This window comes from Marinobacter sp. MMG032, assembly GCF_040112695.1.
In the GTDB taxonomy this organism is placed as follows: Bacteria; Pseudomonadota; Gammaproteobacteria; order Pseudomonadales; family Oleiphilaceae; genus Marinobacter; species Marinobacter salsuginis.
Genome location: NZ_CP157802.1, coordinates 427,238 through 447,798, shown reverse-complemented (window position 1 = coordinate 447,798; position 20,561 = coordinate 427,238). Strand labels below are relative to the sequence as shown.

Genomic DNA, 20,561 nt, shown 5'->3' with positions numbered 1-20,561 from the left:
ACCATGGCATTTAATACAGGTTTGAGCGGCCTTCGTGCGGCATCGGTGGATCTGGACGTCACCGGCAACAACATTGCGAACGCCAGCACCGTTGGCTTCAAGGGCAGTAAGGCCCAGTTCGGCGATCTTTACGCCAGTGGCTTTCTGAGCGCGGGCACCAACCCGATCGGTGACGGTGTTCGGGTCCAGGACGTTAAGCAGTCTTTCGGCCAGGGCAATATCAGCTTCACGGACAACGGTCTGGATATGGCGATTGCCGGCGATGGTTTCTTTATCCTGAATAACGGCGGTGAAATTCGTTATTCCCGTGCAGGGCAGTTCGGCATTGATAAGGACGGCTTTGTAACGAACAACCAGAATATGCGGGTGCAGGGATACACCGCCGATGAAGACGGTAACCTTTCCGGGATTCGTGGTGATTTGCAGATCGAAACTGACAACTTGGCGCCACGCCGAACTACGAATCTGGACTCTGATTTAAACTTGGACTCGCGGGAGCCGGTGCTGGAATCCAGGGTGACCCAGCTTGGCCAAGTGTCTGTGGAAGATCTGATCACTAACGGTGGCGATGAATTTGTTATCTCCTACGCGGATGGCAGGCCTAATCAGCAGGTGCAGATCCCTGCAACTGTATCGAGTGATGGTGGTGCCACCACACGAAATATAACAGCCCGAGAAATCGCTGATCAGCTAAACAGCATTGATGGAGTTTCTTCCTCCGCAACCACAGGCTTTCGATTCGAAGGCGATGGTGGTGGAGTAGGTTCACTTGAGACTGTGTTAAGCGATCCAAGCTTTGTTTTCGAGCTGGATATTGATGGCCAGAATGTGCTTTCGACGTCGGGCGCAGCTACAAAGCAAAGCTTGGTTGATGCGATCAACTCGTCAAATGCAAGTTCCGTTTCAGCCTTTCTGGTTGATGCTGTAGATTCGAACGGCGATCCCCTACTTGATGGCAATGGCGATCCAATTCAGGACATTAGAATTACAGATAATCGCGGTTCTGATCTGACTGTGAGTTACGGAATTTCAGGAAGTTTGACGGCCTATGACAAGGTCGGAAATCTCGATGTATTTGCCGATCGAAGCGTCCAGGACATAATCACTACTGCTCCAAATGATCCCTCAGTAACGAGTCTTGTCGCCAGCGCTTATGATGCAGGTGAACTGTCAATCACAAACGCTTTTAATCCACTTGATCAGCGCACTTATAACCATGCGACCTCAACTACCATCTACGACAGTTTAGGTAATTCCCATGAACTCACACAGTTCTTCGTGAAAAATCCATCGCCGGGTAACGGTGTCGGCGTCAGTGAATGGTCTATCTACGCCCAAATTGATGGCGAGCTGGTTGGGGGTACGGATATTTCACCGTTCACCGCACGCTTCGATCAGGATGGAGCTTTGCAGTCCATAAACGGAGACCCAAACGGTGAGATTCTAATTGACGACTGGGTACCAAAAGACAGCAACGGCCAGCCGAATGGAGCTGACGGCCCACCAGCCGAGGGTGAGGAGGTGGTTACACCGATTCCAGAGCCGCCAACAACCTCGGCATTCGTTGTTAACCTTGGTGAGACTACCCAGTACGGGGCTGAGTTTGGGGTCAATGATCAACAGCAGAACGGTTATACCACTGGGCGCTTGTCCGGACTGGATGTATCTGATGAAGGGGTGCTGTTTGCCCGATATACCAACGGTCAGTCCCAGGCGCTAGGTCAGGTCGCATTAGCCTCCTTCAATAATACAAACGGACTGTCGCCTGTGGGGGATACGTCCTGGGTCGAAACCTTCGAATCGGGCCAGCCAATCATCGGCGCCCCGGACACAGGGACTCTGGGCTCTATTAAAGCCAGCTCAGTGGAAGAATCCAACGTGGATCTCTCGGCCGAACTGGTCAACCTGATCATCGCCCAGCGAAACTATCAGGCCAACGCCAAAACCATTGAAACTTCCGATGCGGTCACCCAGACCATCATCAACCTCCGTTAATATCGCGAACTAGCGAACATGGCATGACTCCTGCAGGAAGACTGGAAACAGTCAAAATTCCGGCAGGAGTTTTCCCATGGACAAAGCCCTCTACATCGGTATGTCTGGCGCCAAGCAGAATATGCTGGCCCAGCAGGCCCATGCCAATAACCTGGCGAATGTAAGCACCACCGGCTTCAAGAAAGACTTCGCCCAGGCCCGCAGTATGCCTGTCTACGGGGAGCACCACCCAACCCGCGCCTACGCCATGACAGAAAGGCCCGGTACCGATCTTTCCGCCGGCGCGCTGATGGAAACCGGACGCAAGCTGGATGTTGCGGTGGAAGGTGAGGGATGGCTTGCCATCCAGAATGATCAGGGTGAGGAGGTCTTCACCCGCAGTGGCAGCCTCCAGGTGGATGTGAACGGCCTCGTGCGTCTGGCCAATGGCGAATTGGTGCTCGGCAACGGTGGGCCGGTTGCGCTTCCTCCTTTTGACAACGTCGAGATTGGCGCCGATGGCACTGTGTCGATTGTTCCTGTGGGTGGACCACCGGACCAGCTGGTTGAAGTGGACCGTCTGAAACTGGTCAGCCCGCCGCCAGAGGCTCTGGAGAAAGGACTTGATGGCCACATGCGCCGCAAGCCGGATCAGGCTCTGGATGGGCCCGAGCCACCGGATGCAAACCAGCGGGTTGCCTCCGGGTTCCTTGAAAGCTCCAACGTGAATGCGGTGGAAGAGATGATCTCGAACCTTCAGCTTTCCCGGCAATACGAGATGCAGGTGAAGGTAATGACTACCGCCAACGAGAATTCCGAAGCAACGGCACGGCTGTTGCAGAACCTTTAAGCAACGACTGAACACATTGGCCTGGCGGGCCTGAAGCGGCAAAAAATGGCCGCCTGACTGCCCGCCGGCAAGGAGTAAGCAGCATGCATCCAGCACTTTGGGTCAGCAAGACCGGGTTGAGCGCTCAGGACACCAACATGTCCACCATTTCCAACAACCTGGCGAACGTCAATACCACTGGCTTCAAGCGGGACAGGGCCGTGTTCCAGGACCTTTTGTACCAGATCAATCGGCAACCCGGTGGTCTGACAACCCAGAACTCTGAACTGCCCTCTGGTCTCCAGTTGGGTACGGGTGTGCGGGTTGTCGGCACCGCCAAGCAGTTCTCCCAGGGCAACCTGCAGATCACCGAGCAGCCCCTGGATATGGCCATCAACGGACGTGGTTTCCTCCAGGTTCAGTTGCCCGATGGGCAGATTGCCTACACCCGGGACGGTCAGTTCCAGCTCAACGCCAATGGGGACGTAGTCAACCCGGATGGCTACCCGCTGGAACCAGCCATCAACGTGCCGGAGAACGCCACCAACATAACCATTGGCAAGGATGGCACCGTCACGGCAGTAACGGATGACCAGGCAGCACCGGTCAACCTGGGCCAGATTACCCTGGTGGATTTCATCAATCCGCAGGGCCTGCAGGCTATCGGTAACAACCTGTTCAAGGCGACCAATGCCAGTGGCGATCCTGCCGAAGGTGAGCCCGGGCTGGCGGGGCTCGGCAGTATCGAGCAGGGTTCCGTGGAGTCGTCCAACGTTGAGGTGGTCGAGGAGCTGGTGAACATGATTACCACCCAGCGTGCCTACGAGATGAACTCGAAAGTGGTCTCCACAACCGACCAGATGCTCCAGTTCATTACTCAAAACATTGGCTAACGCCGCCAGAGGTGACGTCATGAAACTGATGACATCAAACCGGACAACCCGAAGCGCCAGCACATTGGCGATGGTGCTGTTTCTGGTCCTGTTGCAGGGTTGCACGGCCATGAGTCGGCCCCGGGCAGTTCCGGATGACCCGGAATTTGCACCGGTTCGCCCTCAGGCCATGATGCAACGGGACAGTGCCTCCGGTTCCATCTACCAGGTCTCACGGAACTACAACTTCTACGGCGATACCGTGGCGTTAAACGTGGGTGATGTGCTCACGGTGATCCTTGAAGAATCCACACGGGCCAGCAAGAACGCGGAAACCAGCATCACCAAGGACAATGAAGTCACGCTGCCAGAGCCGACCATCCTTGGTAAGAGCAATTTCGGGATCAATACCTCCCTGAATCACGAGCGTGATTTCGAGGGCAGCGCTGAAGCAGACCAAAGCAACAGCCTTGCCGGCAGTATCACCGTCACCGTCACCGAAGTGCTGCCAAACGGTGTTCTGAGGATTCGTGGGGAAAAATGGCTGTCGCTGACGAATGGTGATGAATACATCCGCCTGACTGGCCTGGTTCGCCCCCAGGACATCCAACCTGACAATACAGTGGCGTCCAATCGAATTGCGGATGCCCGGTTTGCCTACGGCGGAACCGGTGATTTTGATCAGGCAAACCAGATGGGCTGGCTGGCGCGTTTCTTTAACAGTGAGTGGTGGCCTCTATGAGCTTTCGCCGTTTTATTGTCTGGGTGCTTGCTCTGGCTGTGGTTTCAGCCCCGGTATTGGCGGACCGCCTGAAGGATCTGTCGCGGATCAAGGGTGTTCGCAATAATCAGCTGGTCGGCTATGGACTGGTTGTAGGCCTGGATGGCACCGGCGATAGTGCTCCGTTCACCAACCAGACCTTCCGCAACATGATGAACCAGTTCGGCGTTACCTTGCCGGAGGGGGTCAATCCAAGTCTCGCAAACGTGGCGGCAGTGACGGTTAGCGCGAATCTGCCTCCCTTCGCCAAGGCGGGCCAGGAAATTGATATCACCGTGTCTTCCATCGGCAACGCGGACAGTCTGCGTGGCGGCACCTTGCTGATGACACCGTTGAAGGGTGCTGATGGTCAGGTTTATGCCATGGCGCAGGGCAGTCTGGTGGTTGGGGGGTTCGGTGCCCAGGGACAGGACGGTTCGCGGATCACCGTGAACGTTCCAAGCGTTGGCCGGATTCCCAATGGTGCCACTATTGAACGGGAGGTGGCTTCGCCGTTCAGCCAGGGTGACACCATTACTTTCCATCTCCTACGCCCGGATTTCACAACCGCACGCCGGGTAGTCGAGGCTATTAATGGCCGTCTCGGACCGGATATGGCGTATGCCCACGATGCCACATCGGTTTCCGTGCGCGCGCCGCGGGATCCCTCCCAGCGGGTCAGTTTCCTGTCGATCCTTGAAAACATCGAAGTGGATCCGGCCGAGGATGCGGCAAAAGTGGTGATTAACAGCCGCACCGGCACCATCGTGGTTGGCCAGAATGTTCAGGTCAGCCCGGCAGCGGTCACCCACGGTAACCTGACCGTGACGATTCAGGAAAATCCCAATGTGGAGCAGCCGAATCCTTTCGCCGCTGGCGACACGGCTATCGAGCAGGATTCCCAGATTGCTATTACTGAAGAGCCGGCACGGATGTTCAAGTTCGGCCCCGCCGTAACCCTGAACGAAATCGTACAGGCCGTGAATCAGGTGGGTGCGGCTCCGGGCGACGTTATGGCGGTACTCGAAGCCCTGAAGCAGGCTGGTGCACTGCGTGCCGAGCTGATTGTTATCTAGGTGATGTGATGCAGGACTACAAGGTTCAACAGGCCCAGGTTTATACCGACTTCAACGGTCTCAATGCGTTGAAGGCCCAGGCTCGCACTGACAAAGAGTCAGCTCTGCGCGAAGTGGCCCGCCAGTTCGAGAGCCTGTTCCTGTCTGAAATGCTGAAGTCCATGCGTAAGGCCGGCGACGTCTTCTCCGAGGGCAACTACCTGAATAGCAATCAATCCGAGCTATACCGGGATATGTTCGACAGTCAGATGAGTCTGACCATGGCGGGAGGCAAGGGCAGTGGTCTTGCCGAGGCGCTCGTGCGCCAATTGAGCAAACAGATTCCGGGTATGGACAACGAGGGTGGCAGGCTTGCCGGCCACAAGGCAAGTCTTGCGGATTACGATCGAAGTCTGCCTGCTCTGACCCCTCAATTGGCTGATAGCGTGCAGCAAGTGACCGCCGTGGCAGAGGAGGCAGCATCACCGGTATCTGCCACGCCCTCGAATTTGCCAGAGCGGTTCGAGTCTCCGGAGCATTTCGTGACCGAGCTGTTACCAATGGCAGAGCGGGTTGCCCACGACTCCGGCATTGATCCGAAACTCATGGTGGCCCAGGCCGCCCTGGAAACCGGCTGGGGCCGGCACATGATTCGAGGAGAGCAGGGCGAACCCAGTTTTAACCTCTTCGGCATCAAGGCGGATAGCCGTTGGCAGGGCGATGCGGTATCCATAACCACTACGGAATACCGGGAGGGCTTGCCCATGAAAGAGCAGGCCAGCTTCCGGGCGTACACAGATTACGAATCCAGCTTCCGGGACTATGTCTCGTTCCTGGAATCCAACCCCAGATACCGGGAGGTGTTATCCGTCGCCGACCAGCCTGAAGTGTTTGCTGAGAAGCTCCAGGAAGCCGGCTACGCCACTGACCCCAACTACGGCAGCAAGATCCGCCAGATCATGAACCGTGATTCACTGATGACACTGTCCATGGGCAGTGAAGGGATGAAGGAGTAAACCTTATGGCAGGGCTGATAGGTATTGGTCTGACCGGCATCCTCAGTCATCAGGCTGCGCTGAACACCACGGGCAATAATATAACCAACGCCAACACGCCGGGTTATAGCCGTCAGGAAGTACTGTTCGAGACTCAGGAAGGCCAGCGGACCGGCGCGGGCACGATTGGCAGCGGTGTCAACATTGCCGACATTCGGCGCCTGGCGAATGAGTACCTGGTGCAACAGGTCCGGGAAGACAGCACGCTTTTTGGAGAGCAGGAGGCCCTGAATTCCGAGCTGTCCAGGCTTGATAATTTGCTGGGTGGCGAGACAACCGGGCTCAGTACTGCGTTGAACAATTTCTTTGCCAGTCTTCAGAACGCTGCAGAGGATCCAACCTCTTTACCACAGCGCCAGCTGGTACTGAGTGAGGCACAACAGGTTGTAAACCGGTTTCAGGCGCTCAACCAGGAGTTTATCCAGCAGAGGGAGTCCATCAAGACCCAGATGCAGCAGGGTATAAAGGATGCCAATACGCTTCTGAAGAGCATTGCCGAATTGAATCTGGCGATTTCTGAATCACCCGGGATTGCCCAGGGACAAATGCCGAATGAACTGCTGGACAAGCGTGATGAGAAACTCCGCCAGCTGTCCGAACTTGTAAATATAAAGGTCAGTCCGGCGGATGGCAGCCAGGTCAACGTGTCTTTGTCCAATGGGCTGTCGCTCGTGGTTGGCAGCAATGCGGCGACTCTTGGTACCCGGGAGAACGCTGAAGATCCGACCCGCCTTGAGTTTACTCTGAGTAATGGCGGCCGGACGCTCAACATCGATGAACAGATCAGTGGTGGCAAACTTGGTGGCCTGCTGCGTTTCGATACTGAGGGATTGAAGCCGGCTTTTGATGAGTTGGGCAGAATTGCCATCGCCCTGTCCGACACCATGAACCACCAGCATGAAATTGGGATGGATCTGGAGGGGGACCTTGGTGGTACTTTTTTCACCGACATAAATTCAAGAGAGGCTCAAAGCAGTCGTGTTGTTCCGAATGGGAATAACTCGACTTCTACGAACGGTCGTTTGGCTGTTGAAATAACCGATAGCGCTTTACTTCCGGCAGGCCGTTGGACTTTACAATTTAGTGGCGATGGTCGAACTTTTGAATTAATCGATCAGGCCAGCGGAAAAACAGTCAACCAGGGACGTCTGCCAGACCCGGTTCAGTCTGAAATTGGTATGCCCGGTTTCAACATTCGGGTTGAAGGCGGTACTTTTAATGCCGGCGATAAATATCTGATACAGCCTTCACGAAATGCTGCGGCAAGCCTCGGTCTGGACGTCAGGAGAGAGGAGGACCTGGCATTTGCTAGTCCTATTCGCGTTGTAACCGGTGACGGAAACATCGGCACAGGAGAGATCAGTCAGGGCACTATGCTGAATGTCCGAAACCCGAATACGAATGTGCTGCTCCCCGGTTTTGAATCCAGTGGCCGTCTCTCGAACGGCCCCGTGGTGCTCAGCTTTACAAGTTACGATTCAACCACGGGTACATTCGCGTATGAGATCAGGGATAATAGGCCCACTCCTCCCGGAGACCCCGACGCCAATCTATTGGAGTCTGGAGCCTATGACCCGCGGGAAATCAAAACCTTCTTAAGCTCAGATCCTCTAGCAGGTGATGCCTACCAAGGTTATCAGTTTGAAATGAGCGGAAAGCCTGCTGTAGGGGATAGCTTCAGTGTTGTTTTTAACGCGAATGGTGTTTCAGATAACAGAAATGCCGAATTAATGGCGTCTTTAGGAACCGCGAACACCCTTAATGGTGGTAGTCAGAGTTTCGCAGAAGGCTATGCGGGCCTGGTGGAGGATATTGGAGTGAAAACCCGCCAGAGCCAACTCGACGTGGATGCCGGCAAAACGCTGTTGGAGCAGTCAACCAACCAGCGGGAATCGGTATCGGGAGTCAACCTGGATGAAGAAGCCGGCCGCCTGATCCAGTATCAGGCCGCCTACAACGCCTCGGCCCAGGTAATGTCGGTGGCTCAGGACCTGTTCAATACCCTGTTACAGAGTTTCCGGTAACGGTTGAGGTGATGTGACATGATCAGAATTTCATCACAGCAGATTTTTTCGGGCGGTATCAATCGGCTTCAGGAGCTGAATACCAGCCTGAATAACACCCAGCAACAGATCTCGACTGGCCAGAGAGTAAACAAACCCTCCGACGATCCGGTAGCCGCAGCACGGATTCTGAAGCTGGATCAGGAGCTTTCGCGGGTTGAAACGTACCAGCGTAATGTCGACCTGGCAGATAACCGGCTGAAGCAGGAAGAGAGTACTCTGGAAAGCTCAATTGATGTGATTCAACGGATCCGCGAATTGACCGTTCAGGCCGGTAACGGATCGCTGTCGGCCAACGATCGGCGCTCGATTTCGTCCGAGCTGGAGGAGCGCCTGGGTCAGCTGGCGAATATTGCCAATACCCGTGATGCGTCGGGAGAGTATATTTTCAGCGGATTCCAGGGCTCGGTGAAGGCTTTTGAACAGGACGCTTCGGGAAGCTGGGTATACCAGGGCGACGAGGGCCAGCGCGTCCTCGAGATTGATGACGGCGTTACCGTTCCCATAAGCGACAATGGCAAGGACATCTTTGTAAGAGTTCCTGCCGCCATAACCGGTGAAAATACATCGGTCACGTCAGGTTCGTCCATTTCGGGCGTTTCGTTGGTCAATGAAGCTGACTTAAAGGCCGCTTTCCCCGGGACTTTCCCGGATGATATAACTATTCAGGTAGATGACAGCGGAGCGATAACTGCGTCAAGCAGCAGTAATCCTTCCTTGCAGGTAACTCCCGATACTTACGTCAGTGGCGAGACGTTCGAAGTCGCTGGTGTGGAAGCGACAATTACTGGGCCCTTGCCAACGCCTCCCGATGTCGATAGCTACACCCTCAAGATCAACGAAAAGCAGTCGGTGTTCGGCACCATCGAAAACCTGATTGCCGGCCTGAACAACATCGACAAGAGCAGCCCTGGCGGACAGGCCGAGTACGATGACCTGATCGCCAATTCCTTGATCAACCTCGACAACGCTCAGGAGAGCATCATCCTCAAGCAAACTGAGTTGGGCGGCCGGATGAACGCGGTGGAATCCACCAAAGCCTTCCTTGAGGATTCATCCGTTTACACCAATGAAATCCGCTCCCAGTTGCAGGACGTGGATTACGCGGAAGCGATCAGTAATCTGAGCTTCCAGAGCTTCGTGCTACAGGCAGCGCAGCAGTCATTTGCCCAGGTATCCCAGTTGTCACTGTTCGACCGACTGTAAATAATTGAAGCCGCGGGCAGATCTGTCCGCTGGCTTATTGCTTTCGAGATTTAGCTCAGTATAATCCCCAACACTCTCCGATGGCGGCGTGGTGAAATTGGTAGACACGACGGATTCAAAATCCGTTGGGGTAAAACCCGTGGCGGTTCGAGTCCGCCCGCCGCTACCATCTTCTTTCCTTCGGCGTCGTTAACAGTCTTCCATGAATGTCTCCGATTTTCATTTTGACCTGCCGGACGAATTGATCGCCCGCTATCCGCTAAAAGATCGAAGCGCATCAAGGTTGCTTTGTCTGGATGGTCTTTCCGGCAAGCTTGATCATCGCGTTTTCAGTGAACTTCCAGATCTGCTTCAGCCCGGTGACCTGCTGGTGTTTAACAACACCCGGGTGATTCCTGCGCGCCTTTTCGGCAAAAAGGAAACGGGTGGACAGGTCGAGGTGCTTGTCGAGCGGGTGACCGGCGAACATGAAATTATCGCCCATGTCCGTGCCTCCAAGGCTTTGAAGGAAGGGCAAAAGGTTCTCCTTGAAGATGGCACCTGTCTGCGTATGTCAAGCCGCGATGAAGCACTGTTTCACCTGGTGTGTGAAAGCGAGGAACCGGTACTGGACGTGTTGGAGCGCATTGGGCATATGCCACTGCCGCCCTACGTTGACCGGCCGGACGAAGCCACCGACCGGGAACGCTATCAGACCGTTTACGCCCGGGAGGCCGGCGCCGTCGCAGCGCCGACGGCAGGGCTTCACTTCGATGAAAGCCTGCTTGAGAGGTTGGCCGCCTGCGGAATCGAAAGTACTTTCGTGACGCTGCACGTCGGGGCCGGCACCTTCCAGCCGGTTCGTGTGGACAGAATCGAAGATCACACCATGCACAGCGAGGTCGTCAATGTTCCCCAGGATGCCGTCGACGCTGTAGAGCGAACCCGTGCGAGGGGGGGGCGTGTGGTGGCTGTGGGCACCACGTCGGTTCGCTCACTTGAGTCTGCAAGTCGTGGCGGACGCTTGAGGGCGTTCACTGGTGAGACTGATATCTTTATTTATCCGGGCTATCGGTTCCAGACCGTTGATGCCCTTATAACCAATTTCCATTTGCCGGAATCCACCCTGATCATGCTGGTCAGCGCCTTCGCTGGCTATGAAAATGTGATGGCGGCCTACCGGGAAGCGGTGAAGGAACGCTACCGCTTTTTCAGTTACGGCGACGCCATGTTCATTGCCGGACAGGAACCCAGCCGTGGCATGTTGCTGGGGTCGGCCGTGGAATCCAATGAATCCGGTACTGATAATGCCGGGGAGGCTTTGTGACGCAAACCTGTTTCATGTCGTTCGAAAAACTGGGCGAGGATGGGCGTGCCCGTCGTGGCCGGCTGACGTTCCCCCGGGGCACGGTTGAAACGCCCGCCTTCATGCCGGTTGGAACATACGGCACTGTGAAGGGCATGTTGCCCCGCGATATTCATGAGATCGGCGCAGAAATTATCCTCGGTAATACCTTTCACCTGATGCTTCGGCCAGGCACCGAAGTGGTCAAGGCCCATGGTGATCTTCATGATTTCACCCAATGGCAGGGGCCGATCCTGACCGACTCCGGTGGCTTTCAGGTATTCAGCCTGGGCGAGATGCGAAAGATTACCGAGGAAGGGGTTACCTTCCGTTCACCGGTCGATGGCTCTCCGGTGGAGCTGTCTCCGGAAATTGCCATACAGGTCCAGCGGGACCTTGGTTCTGACATCGTCATGATTTTTGACGAATGCACGCCTTACCCCGCCACCGAACGCCAGGCAAAAGACTCCATGGAGCTGTCACTGCGCTGGGCACAACGCAGCAAGGATGCCCATGAGGGGAATCCTGCAGCATTGTTCGGCATTGTCCAGGGTGGTATGTACGAAAACCTGCGGGACCGCTCTCTGGAGGGTCTTACAGACATCGGCTTCGATGGTTATGCCATAGGTGGCCTTTCGGTTGGCGAGCCAAAGGAAGACATGATCCGGATTCTGGATCACTTGCCACCGAAAATGCCTGAGGACAAACCACGTTACCTGATGGGCGTGGGCCGGCCGGAGGATATCGTGGAGGCCGTTCGGCGTGGCGTCGACATGTTCGACTGCGTGATGCCGACCCGCAATGCCCGAAACGGCTACCTGTTCACTTCCACCGGGATTGTAAAAATCCGCAACGCGCGGCATCGTCACGACACTGCCCCTCTGGATGAACGCTGTGACTGTTACACCTGCAAGAATTTTTCGAGAAGTTATCTGCATCATCTCGATAAATGTGGAGAAATGCTGGGTTCGCAGCTGAATACAATCCATAACCTTCGGTTTTACCAGAACCTGATGGCTGGATTGCGTGGGGCCATTGAAGCAGGTACATTGTCGGACTTTGTAACCGAGTTCTATGCCCTGCGCGGAGAGACCGTTCCGCCTCTGGGCAATGTTTGATCTATTCGCTAAACCAACGGAGATATTCAATGAAATCTATTAAAATGCTCGTTGCCGGCCTTTTGGCTCTGATGCCTGCTTTTGCCATGGCACAGGACCCGGCTGCACAGGGAATGGGTGTTATGGGCCAGGTCATCTTTTTTGCTGGCTTCATTCTGATTTTCTATTTCCTGATCTGGCGCCCGCAGTCCAAGCGAGCGAAAGAGCATAAGGCGCTGATGTCTGGCCTGAACAAGGGCGACGAGGTTGTGACCTCCGGTGGTGTTGCCGGCAAGATTACCAAGGTAACTGACGATTTTATCGTTGTGGAAGTTGCCGATAATGTCGAGATCAAGGTCCAGAAAGTAGCCGTGGCCGCGGCTCTGCCCAAGGGCACGCTCAAGGACATCTGAGCGGGGCCATTTAGCCGGCCATCCCTGGTGGCCGGTCTGAATCTTCCTGGCTGAAACACCAAGGCCGGCCATCAGGCCGGCTACAAGGGATCCCATGCTGAACAAGTATCCGCTTTGGAAAAACCTGGTTATCCTGGTCGCGCTCGTGATCGGGTTTATCTACGCTTTGCCCAACCTCTTCCCCGACGATTACGCCATCCAGATCACAGGCGCCCGCAGCAGCACAGAGGTGAATGCCGGTGTGCTCGAGAGGGCTGTCGATGTGCTGGAAAGCCAGGGTATCGAGGTGAAAAGCAGTACTCTTCAGGATCGGGATGCTCTGATCCGTCTCACCAACTCTGAAGACCAATTGCAGGCTCGCCCACTGGTGCAGGCTACGCTTGGCAACGAATACCTGGTTGCGCTGAACATGGCGGCTTCTACGCCGGGATGGCTGAAAAGCCTGGGTGCTGGCCCCATGAAGCTGGGCCTGGATCTTCGCGGCGGCGTTCACTTCCTCCTGGAAGTCGATATGGAGACCGCGGTAAGCCAGCGACTCGAAGCCATGTCCGGCCAGATCAAGCGAGAGCTGCGTGAAGAGCGGATCCGTTATCGTGGCGGGGATGTGGAAGACAGTCGTCAGATTGTTCTCAGCTTCCGCGACGAAGAATCCCGCACCGAAGCCTTCAACATGGTGCGTGACCAGTACAACGAATTCCTTCTGGATGAGCAGACCGAGGGTGATGAGTTCCTCCTGGTGTTGACCCTGTCTGAGGCGGAAGTAACGGCGATCCAGGACTACGCCCTGGAGCAGAACCTTACCACCATCCGTAATCGGGTGAATGAGCTTGGTGTGGCCGAGCCCCTGGTTCAACAGCAGGGCGCCGACCGCATTATCGTTGAGCTCCCCGGCGTGCAGGATACCGCGCAGGCCAAGCGTGTACTTGGCGCCACAGCAAACCTCGAGTTCCGCATGGAGGCCCGTCAGGACGCGCCGAGCAGCGAAACCGAAGAGTTCGGTTTCCGCGATCAACCACAGCGCACCGCTCGCCTTGAGCAGGAAGTCATTGCCACCGGTAATAATGTGGCCAATGCCCAGCAGGCCTTTGATGAGAACGGTCAGCCCCAGGTCAATATCACCATGGATTCCGTGGGTGGTGATCTGATGAATCGCGCCACCCGCAATGCGATTGGCCGCCGGATGGCCGTGCTGTTCATCGAATACCGTACGGAAACCGAAACCAGAATGGTTGACGGTGAGCCTCAGGAAGTTGAAAACCGCTTAGTAGAGAAGGGCATTATCAGCCTGGCTACTGTGCAGTCCGCGTTGGGAAGCAGCTTCCGTATTACCGGTCTTGATTCAATCCCGGAGGCGGCAGAACTCGCGTTGCTGCTGAGAGCTGGTGCGCTGGCGGCGCCAATGTACTTTGTTCAGGAAAGGACAATCGGCCCCAGCCTTGGTCAGAAGAATATTGATGCCGGCATGATGTCGGTGGCGCTTGGCTTCGGTCTGGTGCTGCTGTACATGCTTGTCTATTACCGTGGGTTCGGTGTTGTCGCGAACATTGCGCTGACCCTGAACCTGATGCTTCTGGTGGCGTGCATGTCGATTCTGTCGGCAACGCTGACATTGCCGGGTATCGCCGGTATCGTTCTGACCGTGGGTATGGCGGTAGATGCCAACGTGCTTATCTTTGAGCGTATAAAGGAAGAGCTCAAATCCGGTGTGCCTCCCCAGACGGCTATCAATTCCGGTTATTCCCGAGCCTTCGTTTCCATTTTCGATGCCAACATCACCACCTTGCTGGTTGCCGTCATTCTGTTTGCCATGGGTTCCGGCCCGGTGAAAGGCTTTGCGGTTACCTTGTGCATCGGGATCCTCACGTCGATGTTCTCTGGCCTGATGGTCAGCCGCAGCATCGTGAACCTTATTTACGGCGGCCGCAGGGTCGAGAAGCTGTCGATCGGAGGAAAGCTCGCCAATGTCTGAAGATCAAAAGCAACCGTTTGATTTCATGGGCTTGCGGAAGATTGCTTCCGTAATCTCTATCTCGCTTATCGTTGTGTCCATTGCCCTCCTGGCCATTCGTGGTCTGAACCTGGGGATGGACTTCACCGGCGGCACGTCCGTTGAATTCGAATATGCAGAGGCGCCGCAGCTCGATGAAATCCGGTCCAGGCTTGATGCCGCCGGCTATGAGCAGTTCTCTGTCCAGAACTTTGGAGCCGACACCACAGTGCTGGTGCGTATGGCAGAGGCTGACAATGATCAACTGGCCCCCGAGGTAACCCGAACCCTGAAAGAGGGTGGCGTGGAGTTGGAGCTCGTCAGTTCCGAGTTTGTGGGCTCCCAGGTTGGCGAGGAGCTCAAGGAAGATAGTGGCCTTGGCCTGCTGATTGCGCTGGCGGTCGTGCTCATCTATGTGGGAATGCGCTTCCAGTTCAAGTTCGGAATTGCCTCGGTGGTGCCCCTGGCTCACGATGTGATTATCGTTCTGGGTGTCTTCGCCCTGTTCCAGTGGACCTTTGATCTCACTGTGCTGGCGGCCCTGCTCGCTGTCATCGGCTACTCGCTGAACGACACCATCGTTGTAGCTGACCGTATCCGGGAAAATTTCCGCAAGATGCGCGTTGGTGAGCCCTGGGACATTATCAACGAATCGATTCATCAGACCATCGCCCGGACAATCAATACCTCCGGCACAACTCTTGTGGTGCTGTTCGCCCTATATTTTCTGGGTGGTGAGGCGATCAACAACTTTGCCCTGGCACTGATTATCGGTGTGGTTGTTGGTACCTATTCTTCCATCTACGTGTCTGCCAACCTCCTGATGGTTATGGGCGTGTCCCGTGACGATCTGATCGTGCCGCCGAAAGAAGGCGCCGAAAACGAGGACGAGGAAGAGCAGCCGCCGGAATGGCTGAACAGGATGTAATTTGATCTGGTCCTGTCGTTTCGGGCATAAAAAAACCGCCACATGATGTTGGCGGTTTTTTTGTGTCCGGAAAAGCCTGGCGCTTTAGCGTGGCAGCCGGCCCCGGAACGGGTGCAGTACTTTCAGAACTTCCCGGAACAGTTTCGGGTTTGCCACTACCAGCTGGCGGGCATTGCCGGTAGACGGGTTGCCGGAGAAGTCGCCGGTCAGTGCGCCGGATTCCATGGCGAGTGTGACGCCCAGATCCAGATCGGTCGCCTCGGGGCGGAAAATGATCGCCGCATCCATCAGGCCCGCTGAAACTCGGGCAATATCAAGGACCACACAGCCTGACGTGCGGAAGATGCCAGAATCCCGTGCCAGTACCGCGGCCATTTCGCCCCAGAGCATCGGATCTTCGCTCTTGCGGGCCTGGTCCAGCAGATTGGTTGCAATCGCGGCATTTTCAGGCAGTTTGATTTCCGACGCACGTACCCGGCGGCTATTCAAGGCGGCGCCGTGGCCACGGCTGGCGGAATATTCCTCGCCGGTAACGGGGTTCACCAGCAGCAGGTTTTCGGTACGGTTATTCTTCTTCTGGGACAATGCCAGAGCAAACTCCGGAATGCCCCTCAGGAAATTCTCACGCCCCAGGACCGGGAAAATATGCCAGCTTTTGTCGCTGGTTCCGGCATTCGCTTCGTTCAATGGCGCGATGCTGTGGTCCTTGTAGGCCTTTTCGAGCTGCTCGGCAAAGTTATCGTAAATAGACTGCTCAACCCGCTCCAGCTGCCGACGGCGTTCTGAGTCGTCCTTACCGGTGGGTTCCTGGCGCTCGAAATGGGCTTTCAGATAATCGGACCCCTGACGCGCGACGCGCAGGGCCATTTTAATAGCTGGTTGCATCTGAGTGTTCATTATCCGGGTGTGTGAAGGCCGGATATCATAGCAAAAGATCACCCCGCTTGTATGTTTTTTGACTCAGCAATAGCACGGATAATCAGAGGTTAGGGGTTGTCCGGAGGGGCAGTGAGGTAGTGGTTTCTGCTATCATTGCCGCCCTGATCAATAACCTTGGGCCTGCTAGTAATGCACAAAAGCGCACTTCCTCAGGAAGGGACAGAAACATTTCAGGATCAGATCCGGATTGTTCTGGTAGAGACATCTCATTCCGGCAACATCGGCGCTGTTGCACGAGCCATGAAAAATATGGGGTTGGGCAATCTGTGGCTGGTTAACCCGGCTTCTTTTCCGGATGAGGCGTCCTACGCTCGCGCGGCGGGAGCGTCTGATGTGCTTGATAACGCTCATGTGGTGTCTTCGCTGGACGAGGCGCTTTCCGACTGCGTGCTGGTGATGGGGACAAGTGCCCGGGGAAGAAAGGTGCCATGGCCGGTTTGTGCGCCACCTGAGGCCGCAGCGGCCGCGGCAGGCCACGCAGAAAATGGCCCGGTGGCCCTGGTATTCGGAAGAGAGAATCATGGTCTGAGCAACGACGAGCTGCAGCGTTGCCACTACCACATTCATATCCCGTCTAACCCGGATTACAGTTCCCTGAATCTGGCCATGGCTGTTCAGGTGATGTGCTATGAATTGCGAATGTATTATCTGCGCAGCCTTGAAGGCGGTGAAGGGAGCCCATACCTAAAGTCGATGACCAGACCGGGGGACGAAGGCTGGGACGTGCCGCCGGCCAAAGTTCACGATGTCGAGGGCTTTTTCGGGCACCTCGAGCAGGTGCTGATTGATGTGGATTTTCATCGACGGGAGAACCCCAGGCAACTGATGACGCGCTTGCGGCGTCTGTTCCAGCGAGCCAGACTGGATCAGATGGAAATCAACATTCTCAGGGGTATTCTCACTGCTGTTCAGAAGGCAGCAGGTACGCAGAATAGCAGCAAATCAACCGAGGCCGGCACTGCGGCGACGGAACAGGATAATGGCCATGTTTGAGCGTTTGCGGGAAGACATTAACAGCGTGTTCCATCGGGATCCCGCCGCGAGGAACACCTTTGAGGTCCTGACCAACTACCCGGGCTTGCACGCACTGCTTTTTCATCGGTTTTCCCATTGGTTGTGGAGCCTCGGTCTGAAATGGCTTGCTCGCACCATCTCCACTATTGCCCGGTGGCTGACCGGCATCGAGATCCATCCGGGCGCGACCATCGGGCGCCGGTTTTTCATTGACCATGGCATGGGCGTGGTCATTGGCGAGACCACGGTTATAGGCGATGACGTTACCCTTTATCAAGGCGTTACCCTTGGCGGAACCAGCTGGAACAAAGGCAAGCGCCACCCCACGATTGGCAACAGCGTCGTTGTGGGTGCCGGCGCAAAGATTCTGGGGCCCTTTGAAGTGGGCGAGGGTGCCAAGATCGGGTCGAATTCGGTGGTTACAAAGGAGGTACCTGCAGGCGCAACGGTGGTAGGTATTCCGGGCCGAGTCATCGTCAAGCGTAAAGGCGAGGATGATGCGCGCCGCAAGGAGATGGAAGAGCGCATGGGCTTCGACGCCTATGGTGTGACTGAGGAAATGCCAGACCCCGTTGCCAGAGCCATGCGCTCGCTGCTTGATCACATGCATGCGGTAGATGATCGCATCGAGAACATGTGCAAGGCATTGCGTAAGGTGAACAGTGAATACCAGAATGGCGAGCTGCCGCCGTTACAGGAAGAGGACTTTGATTGCGTCCGTGATGACGATGAGGTGCGCCGCTGAATACTTGACTGAAATGGTTGGTCAATTCATACTCTCTGCTGCGTTTTTGAGATTCAATCCCGTCACGGGGCTGACACTATGAAGTTGACCACCAAAGGCCGCTATGCCGTCACGGCAATGCTTGATCTGGCTCTGCATGGAGATCAGGGGCCGGTGAGTCTCGCTGATATTTCGGCCCGTCAGGAAATCTCACTGTCCTACCTGGAACAGCTTTTCTCCCGTCTCCGCCGCCAGAAGCTGGTTGTCAGTATTCGCGGCCCCGGAGGAGGTTATAAACTCAGTCGTCCGGCGGCTGAGCTTTATATTGCCGAAGTTGTCGACGCCGTCAGCGAGTCGCTGGATACAACACGGTGTGGCAATAAAGGTGATTGCCAGAATGGCGAGAAATGCCTGACCCACCATCTCTGGTCTGATCTCAGTGATCAGATTCATCAGTTCCTGAGCGAGATAAGTCTCGGAGATCTGATGAGAAAACACGAAATTCGCCAGGTTGCGGACCGGCAGAACCGCCGTCAGTCTGACAACGGCTCAGAAACCATCAACACCGAACGCCTGTCTGATCAGGCGCCGGCCTGACACCAACAAGTTTCCGGATCCCATGAAAAAGCCCGTTTATATGGACTACGCGGCTACCACGCCCGTTGATCCTGCTGTCGCTGATGAAATGATGAAGTACCTCACGCTGGATGGCGTTTTCGGTAATCCTGCATCCCGGACGCACGCCTACGGTTGGCAAGCGGAAGCTGCTGTGGAAGCTGCACGCAAGCAGGTTGCCGGGCTGATTCACGCCGACCCCCGGGAAATCGTCTGGACGTCAGGCGCCACGGAATCGGATAACCTGGCGATCAAGGGCGCTGTGGCAGGCCGGCAGGGTGTTCATATCATTACCTCGAAGATTGAGCACAAGGCTGTCGTCGATACCTGCAAGTGGCTGGAGCACCAGGGGACCGATGTTACCTGGCTGGATCCCGCAGCCGACGGGACCATCAGTTGTGAGCAGGTGTTGGATGCGTTGCAGGAAAATACCGTGCTTGTCAGCCTGATGCTGGTGAACAACGAGCTGGGAACGATCAACGATATTGCCGCTATTGGTGCCGAATTGCGTCAGCGTGGCGTTCTTTTCCATGTGGACGCCGCCCAGGCCGGCGGCAAGATGGCCATTGATGTTGGTTCCATGCCGGTAGATCTGTTAGCGCTCTCCGGGCACAAGGTGTATGGGCCGAAAGGGGTGGGCGCTCTCTACGTGAGGCGGTCCCCGGACGTGCAAATTGAAGCCCAGATCCATGGCGGTGGCCATGAACGGGGAATGCGCTCAGGAACCTTGCCGACCCACCAGATTGTGGGAATGGGAAAAGCGTTTTCACTGGCTCAATCCGGGCTTGAGGAAGAAATCGTTAAACTGGAGGCTCTCCGGAAGTCTTTTCTGGCGGGGCTTCAGTCTCTCGACGGTGTCAGTCTTAACGGCAGCGAAAGCAATCGCGTGCCCGGTATAGTGAATCTGTCCTTTGACGGCGTTGATGCCGAGTCCCTGATGCTGGGCCTTCGGGATCTGGCGGTCTCCTCCGGTTCGGCCTGCGCTTCGGCCACAGTAGAACCTTCTTATGTTTTGCGTGGTATTGGGCTGAGTGATGAGCAGGCCCATCGGGCGCTGCGTTTTTCCTTCGGCCGTTTCACCACCGAAGAGGACGTGGCCTTTGCCAGTTCGCAAATAGTTGATGTTGTTAGCCGCCTCCGCGCAGTGCGGTAGGAAGTTTGCCCCGGACTGCGTATAATCGCAGGCCAGAATTTTTACCATCCACAAACTGGAGAAACACCATGGCAACTGAGCGCACGCTCTCGATTATCAAGCCCGACGCGGTAGCAAAAAACGTGATCGGCGAAATCTACAGCCGCTTTGAGAAAGCGGGACTGAACATTGTTGCTGCCAAGATGATGCACCTCACCCAGGAGCAGGCGGAAGGCTTCTACGCAGAGCACAAAGAGCGTCCGTTCTTTAACGATCTGGTTGCTTTCATGACCTCCGGTCCGGTGGTTGTTCAGGTCCTGGAAGGCGAGGGCGCCATCCTCAAGAACCGTGATCTGATGGGCGCGACCAACCCGAAGGAAGCCGATGCTGGCACCATCCGTGCCGATTTCGCCTCTTCCATCGACGCGAACGCCGTTCACGGCTCTGATTCCGCAGCTTCAGCAGAGCGCGAAATCGCCTATTTCTTCAATGACAACGAGATCTGCCCGCGGGGCTGATCGCGTTGATCGGAGGCGACCGGATGGTCGCCTCCGAATTGGTTATCTGATCGAGG

General features: G+C 55.8%; 19 protein-coding genes and 1 tRNA gene. 19 read left to right on the top strand and 1 reads right to left on the bottom strand.

All coding sequences use genetic code 11. The features are described 5' to 3' along the window. The first annotated feature begins 3 nt into the window (after window positions 1-3). The 14 genes from ABNF92_RS02045 to secF all read left to right on the top strand — a co-directional run bounded on the left by ABNF92_RS02045 (window position 4) and on the right by secF (window position 15,563). Window positions 4-1,995 carry a flagellar hook protein FlgE gene (locus ABNF92_RS02045; RefSeq protein ID WP_349343303.1) on the top strand — a complete coding sequence of 664 codons (1,992 nt, stop codon included), beginning with the start codon at window positions 4-6 and terminating at the stop codon, window positions 1,993-1,995. A gap of 76 nt (window positions 1,996-2,071) precedes the next feature. Beyond that, window positions 2,072-2,824: a flagellar basal body rod protein FlgF gene (locus tag ABNF92_RS02040; protein ID WP_014576887.1), complete on the top strand. Its 753-nt coding sequence runs from the start codon at window positions 2,072-2,074 to the stop codon at window positions 2,822-2,824. Window positions 2,825-2,907: 83 nt separating this feature from the next. After that, window positions 2,908-3,696: a flagellar basal-body rod protein FlgG gene (gene flgG, locus ABNF92_RS02035; protein WP_069184971.1), complete on the top strand. Its 789-nt coding sequence runs from the start codon at window positions 2,908-2,910 to the stop codon at window positions 3,694-3,696. 28 nt (window positions 3,697-3,724) lie between these two features. After that, entirely contained in the window at window positions 3,725-4,417 is a 693-nt protein-coding gene (flgH, locus tag ABNF92_RS02030; RefSeq protein WP_153634727.1) for a flagellar basal body L-ring protein FlgH, read from the top strand. Then, window positions 4,414-5,511, top strand: coding sequence for a flagellar basal body P-ring protein FlgI (locus ABNF92_RS02025; protein ID WP_222464346.1), 1,098 nt, complete (start codon window positions 4,414-4,416; stop codon window positions 5,509-5,511). Before flgH ends, ABNF92_RS02025 begins: the two co-directional genes overlap by 4 nt. 8 nt (window positions 5,512-5,519) lie before the next feature. Next, window positions 5,520-6,506: a flagellar assembly peptidoglycan hydrolase FlgJ gene (gene flgJ / locus ABNF92_RS02020; protein WP_349343302.1), complete on the top strand. Its 987-nt coding sequence runs from the start codon at window positions 5,520-5,522 to the stop codon at window positions 6,504-6,506. A gap of 5 nt (window positions 6,507-6,511) precedes the next feature. Continuing rightward, window positions 6,512-8,569, top strand: coding sequence for a flagellar hook-associated protein FlgK (gene flgK, locus ABNF92_RS02015; protein WP_349343301.1), 2,058 nt, complete (start codon window positions 6,512-6,514; stop codon window positions 8,567-8,569). Window positions 8,570-8,587: 18 nt separating this feature from the next. Beyond that, the gene (flgL, locus tag ABNF92_RS02010; RefSeq protein ID WP_349343300.1) at window positions 8,588-9,814 is read left to right on the top strand and encodes a flagellar hook-associated protein FlgL; all 1,227 of its coding nucleotides are present in this window, start codon (window positions 8,588-8,590) and stop codon (window positions 9,812-9,814) included. An 82-nt stretch (window positions 9,815-9,896) separates the two neighbouring features. Continuing rightward, a tRNA-Leu gene (locus tag ABNF92_RS02005) sits at window positions 9,897-9,983 on the top strand. A gap of 33 nt (window positions 9,984-10,016) precedes the next feature. Further along, window positions 10,017-11,120: a tRNA preQ1(34) S-adenosylmethionine ribosyltransferase-isomerase QueA gene (gene queA, locus ABNF92_RS02000; protein WP_349343299.1), complete on the top strand. Its 1,104-nt coding sequence runs from the start codon at window positions 10,017-10,019 to the stop codon at window positions 11,118-11,120. Window positions 11,121-11,134: 14 nt separating this feature from the next. Beyond that, window positions 11,135-12,256, top strand: coding sequence for a tRNA guanosine(34) transglycosylase Tgt (tgt, locus tag ABNF92_RS01995; protein WP_349344051.1), 1,122 nt, complete (start codon window positions 11,135-11,137; stop codon window positions 12,254-12,256). Between the two features lie 86 nt (window positions 12,257-12,342). After that, window positions 12,343-12,648, top strand: coding sequence for a preprotein translocase subunit YajC (yajC, locus tag ABNF92_RS01990; RefSeq protein ID WP_227499761.1), 306 nt, complete (start codon window positions 12,343-12,345; stop codon window positions 12,646-12,648). Window positions 12,649-12,742: 94 nt separating this feature from the next. Continuing rightward, window positions 12,743-14,617: a protein translocase subunit SecD gene (gene secD, locus ABNF92_RS01985; protein ID WP_349343298.1), complete on the top strand. Its 1,875-nt coding sequence runs from the start codon at window positions 12,743-12,745 to the stop codon at window positions 14,615-14,617. Beyond that, complete coding sequence (secF, locus tag ABNF92_RS01980; protein WP_349343297.1) at window positions 14,610-15,563, top strand: protein translocase subunit SecF; 954 nt, start codon at window positions 14,610-14,612, stop codon at window positions 15,561-15,563. Before secD ends, secF begins: the two co-directional genes overlap by 8 nt. An 84-nt stretch (window positions 15,564-15,647) precedes the next feature. Here the strand turns inward: secF and ABNF92_RS01975 are convergent, their stop codons facing one another. After that, window positions 15,648-16,448, bottom strand: a complete 801-nt coding sequence (locus ABNF92_RS01975; protein WP_349343296.1) for an inositol monophosphatase family protein — start codon at window positions 16,446-16,448, stop codon at window positions 15,648-15,650. Between the two features lie 183 nt (window positions 16,449-16,631). Between ABNF92_RS01975 and trmJ the strand changes: the two genes are divergently transcribed. The 5 genes from trmJ (at window position 16,632) to ndk (ending at window position 20,505) form a co-directional block, all read left to right on the top strand. Next, window positions 16,632-17,495, top strand: coding sequence for a tRNA (cytosine(32)/uridine(32)-2'-O)-methyltransferase TrmJ (gene trmJ / locus ABNF92_RS01970; protein ID WP_069184982.1), 864 nt, complete (start codon window positions 16,632-16,634; stop codon window positions 17,493-17,495). Next, window positions 17,488-18,261 (top strand): serine O-acetyltransferase, encoded by a 774-nt coding sequence (cysE, locus tag ABNF92_RS01965; RefSeq protein WP_064228158.1) that lies wholly within the window; start codon window positions 17,488-17,490, stop codon window positions 18,259-18,261. The genes trmJ and cysE overlap by 8 nt, the downstream gene beginning before the upstream one ends. A gap of 78 nt (window positions 18,262-18,339) precedes the next feature. After that, the gene (iscR, locus tag ABNF92_RS01960) at window positions 18,340-18,837 is read left to right on the top strand and encodes a Fe-S cluster assembly transcriptional regulator IscR (protein ID WP_069184983.1); all 498 of its coding nucleotides are present in this window, start codon (window positions 18,340-18,342) and stop codon (window positions 18,835-18,837) included. A gap of 22 nt (window positions 18,838-18,859) precedes the next feature. Beyond that, window positions 18,860-20,008 carry an IscS subfamily cysteine desulfurase gene (locus tag ABNF92_RS01955; protein ID WP_069184984.1) on the top strand — a complete coding sequence of 383 codons (1,149 nt, stop codon included), beginning with the start codon at window positions 18,860-18,862 and terminating at the stop codon, window positions 20,006-20,008. Window positions 20,009-20,076: 68 nt separating this feature from the next. After that, window positions 20,077-20,505: a nucleoside-diphosphate kinase gene (gene ndk, locus ABNF92_RS01950; RefSeq protein ID WP_069184985.1), complete on the top strand. Its 429-nt coding sequence runs from the start codon at window positions 20,077-20,079 to the stop codon at window positions 20,503-20,505. Window positions 20,506-20,561 lie beyond the last annotated feature (56 nt).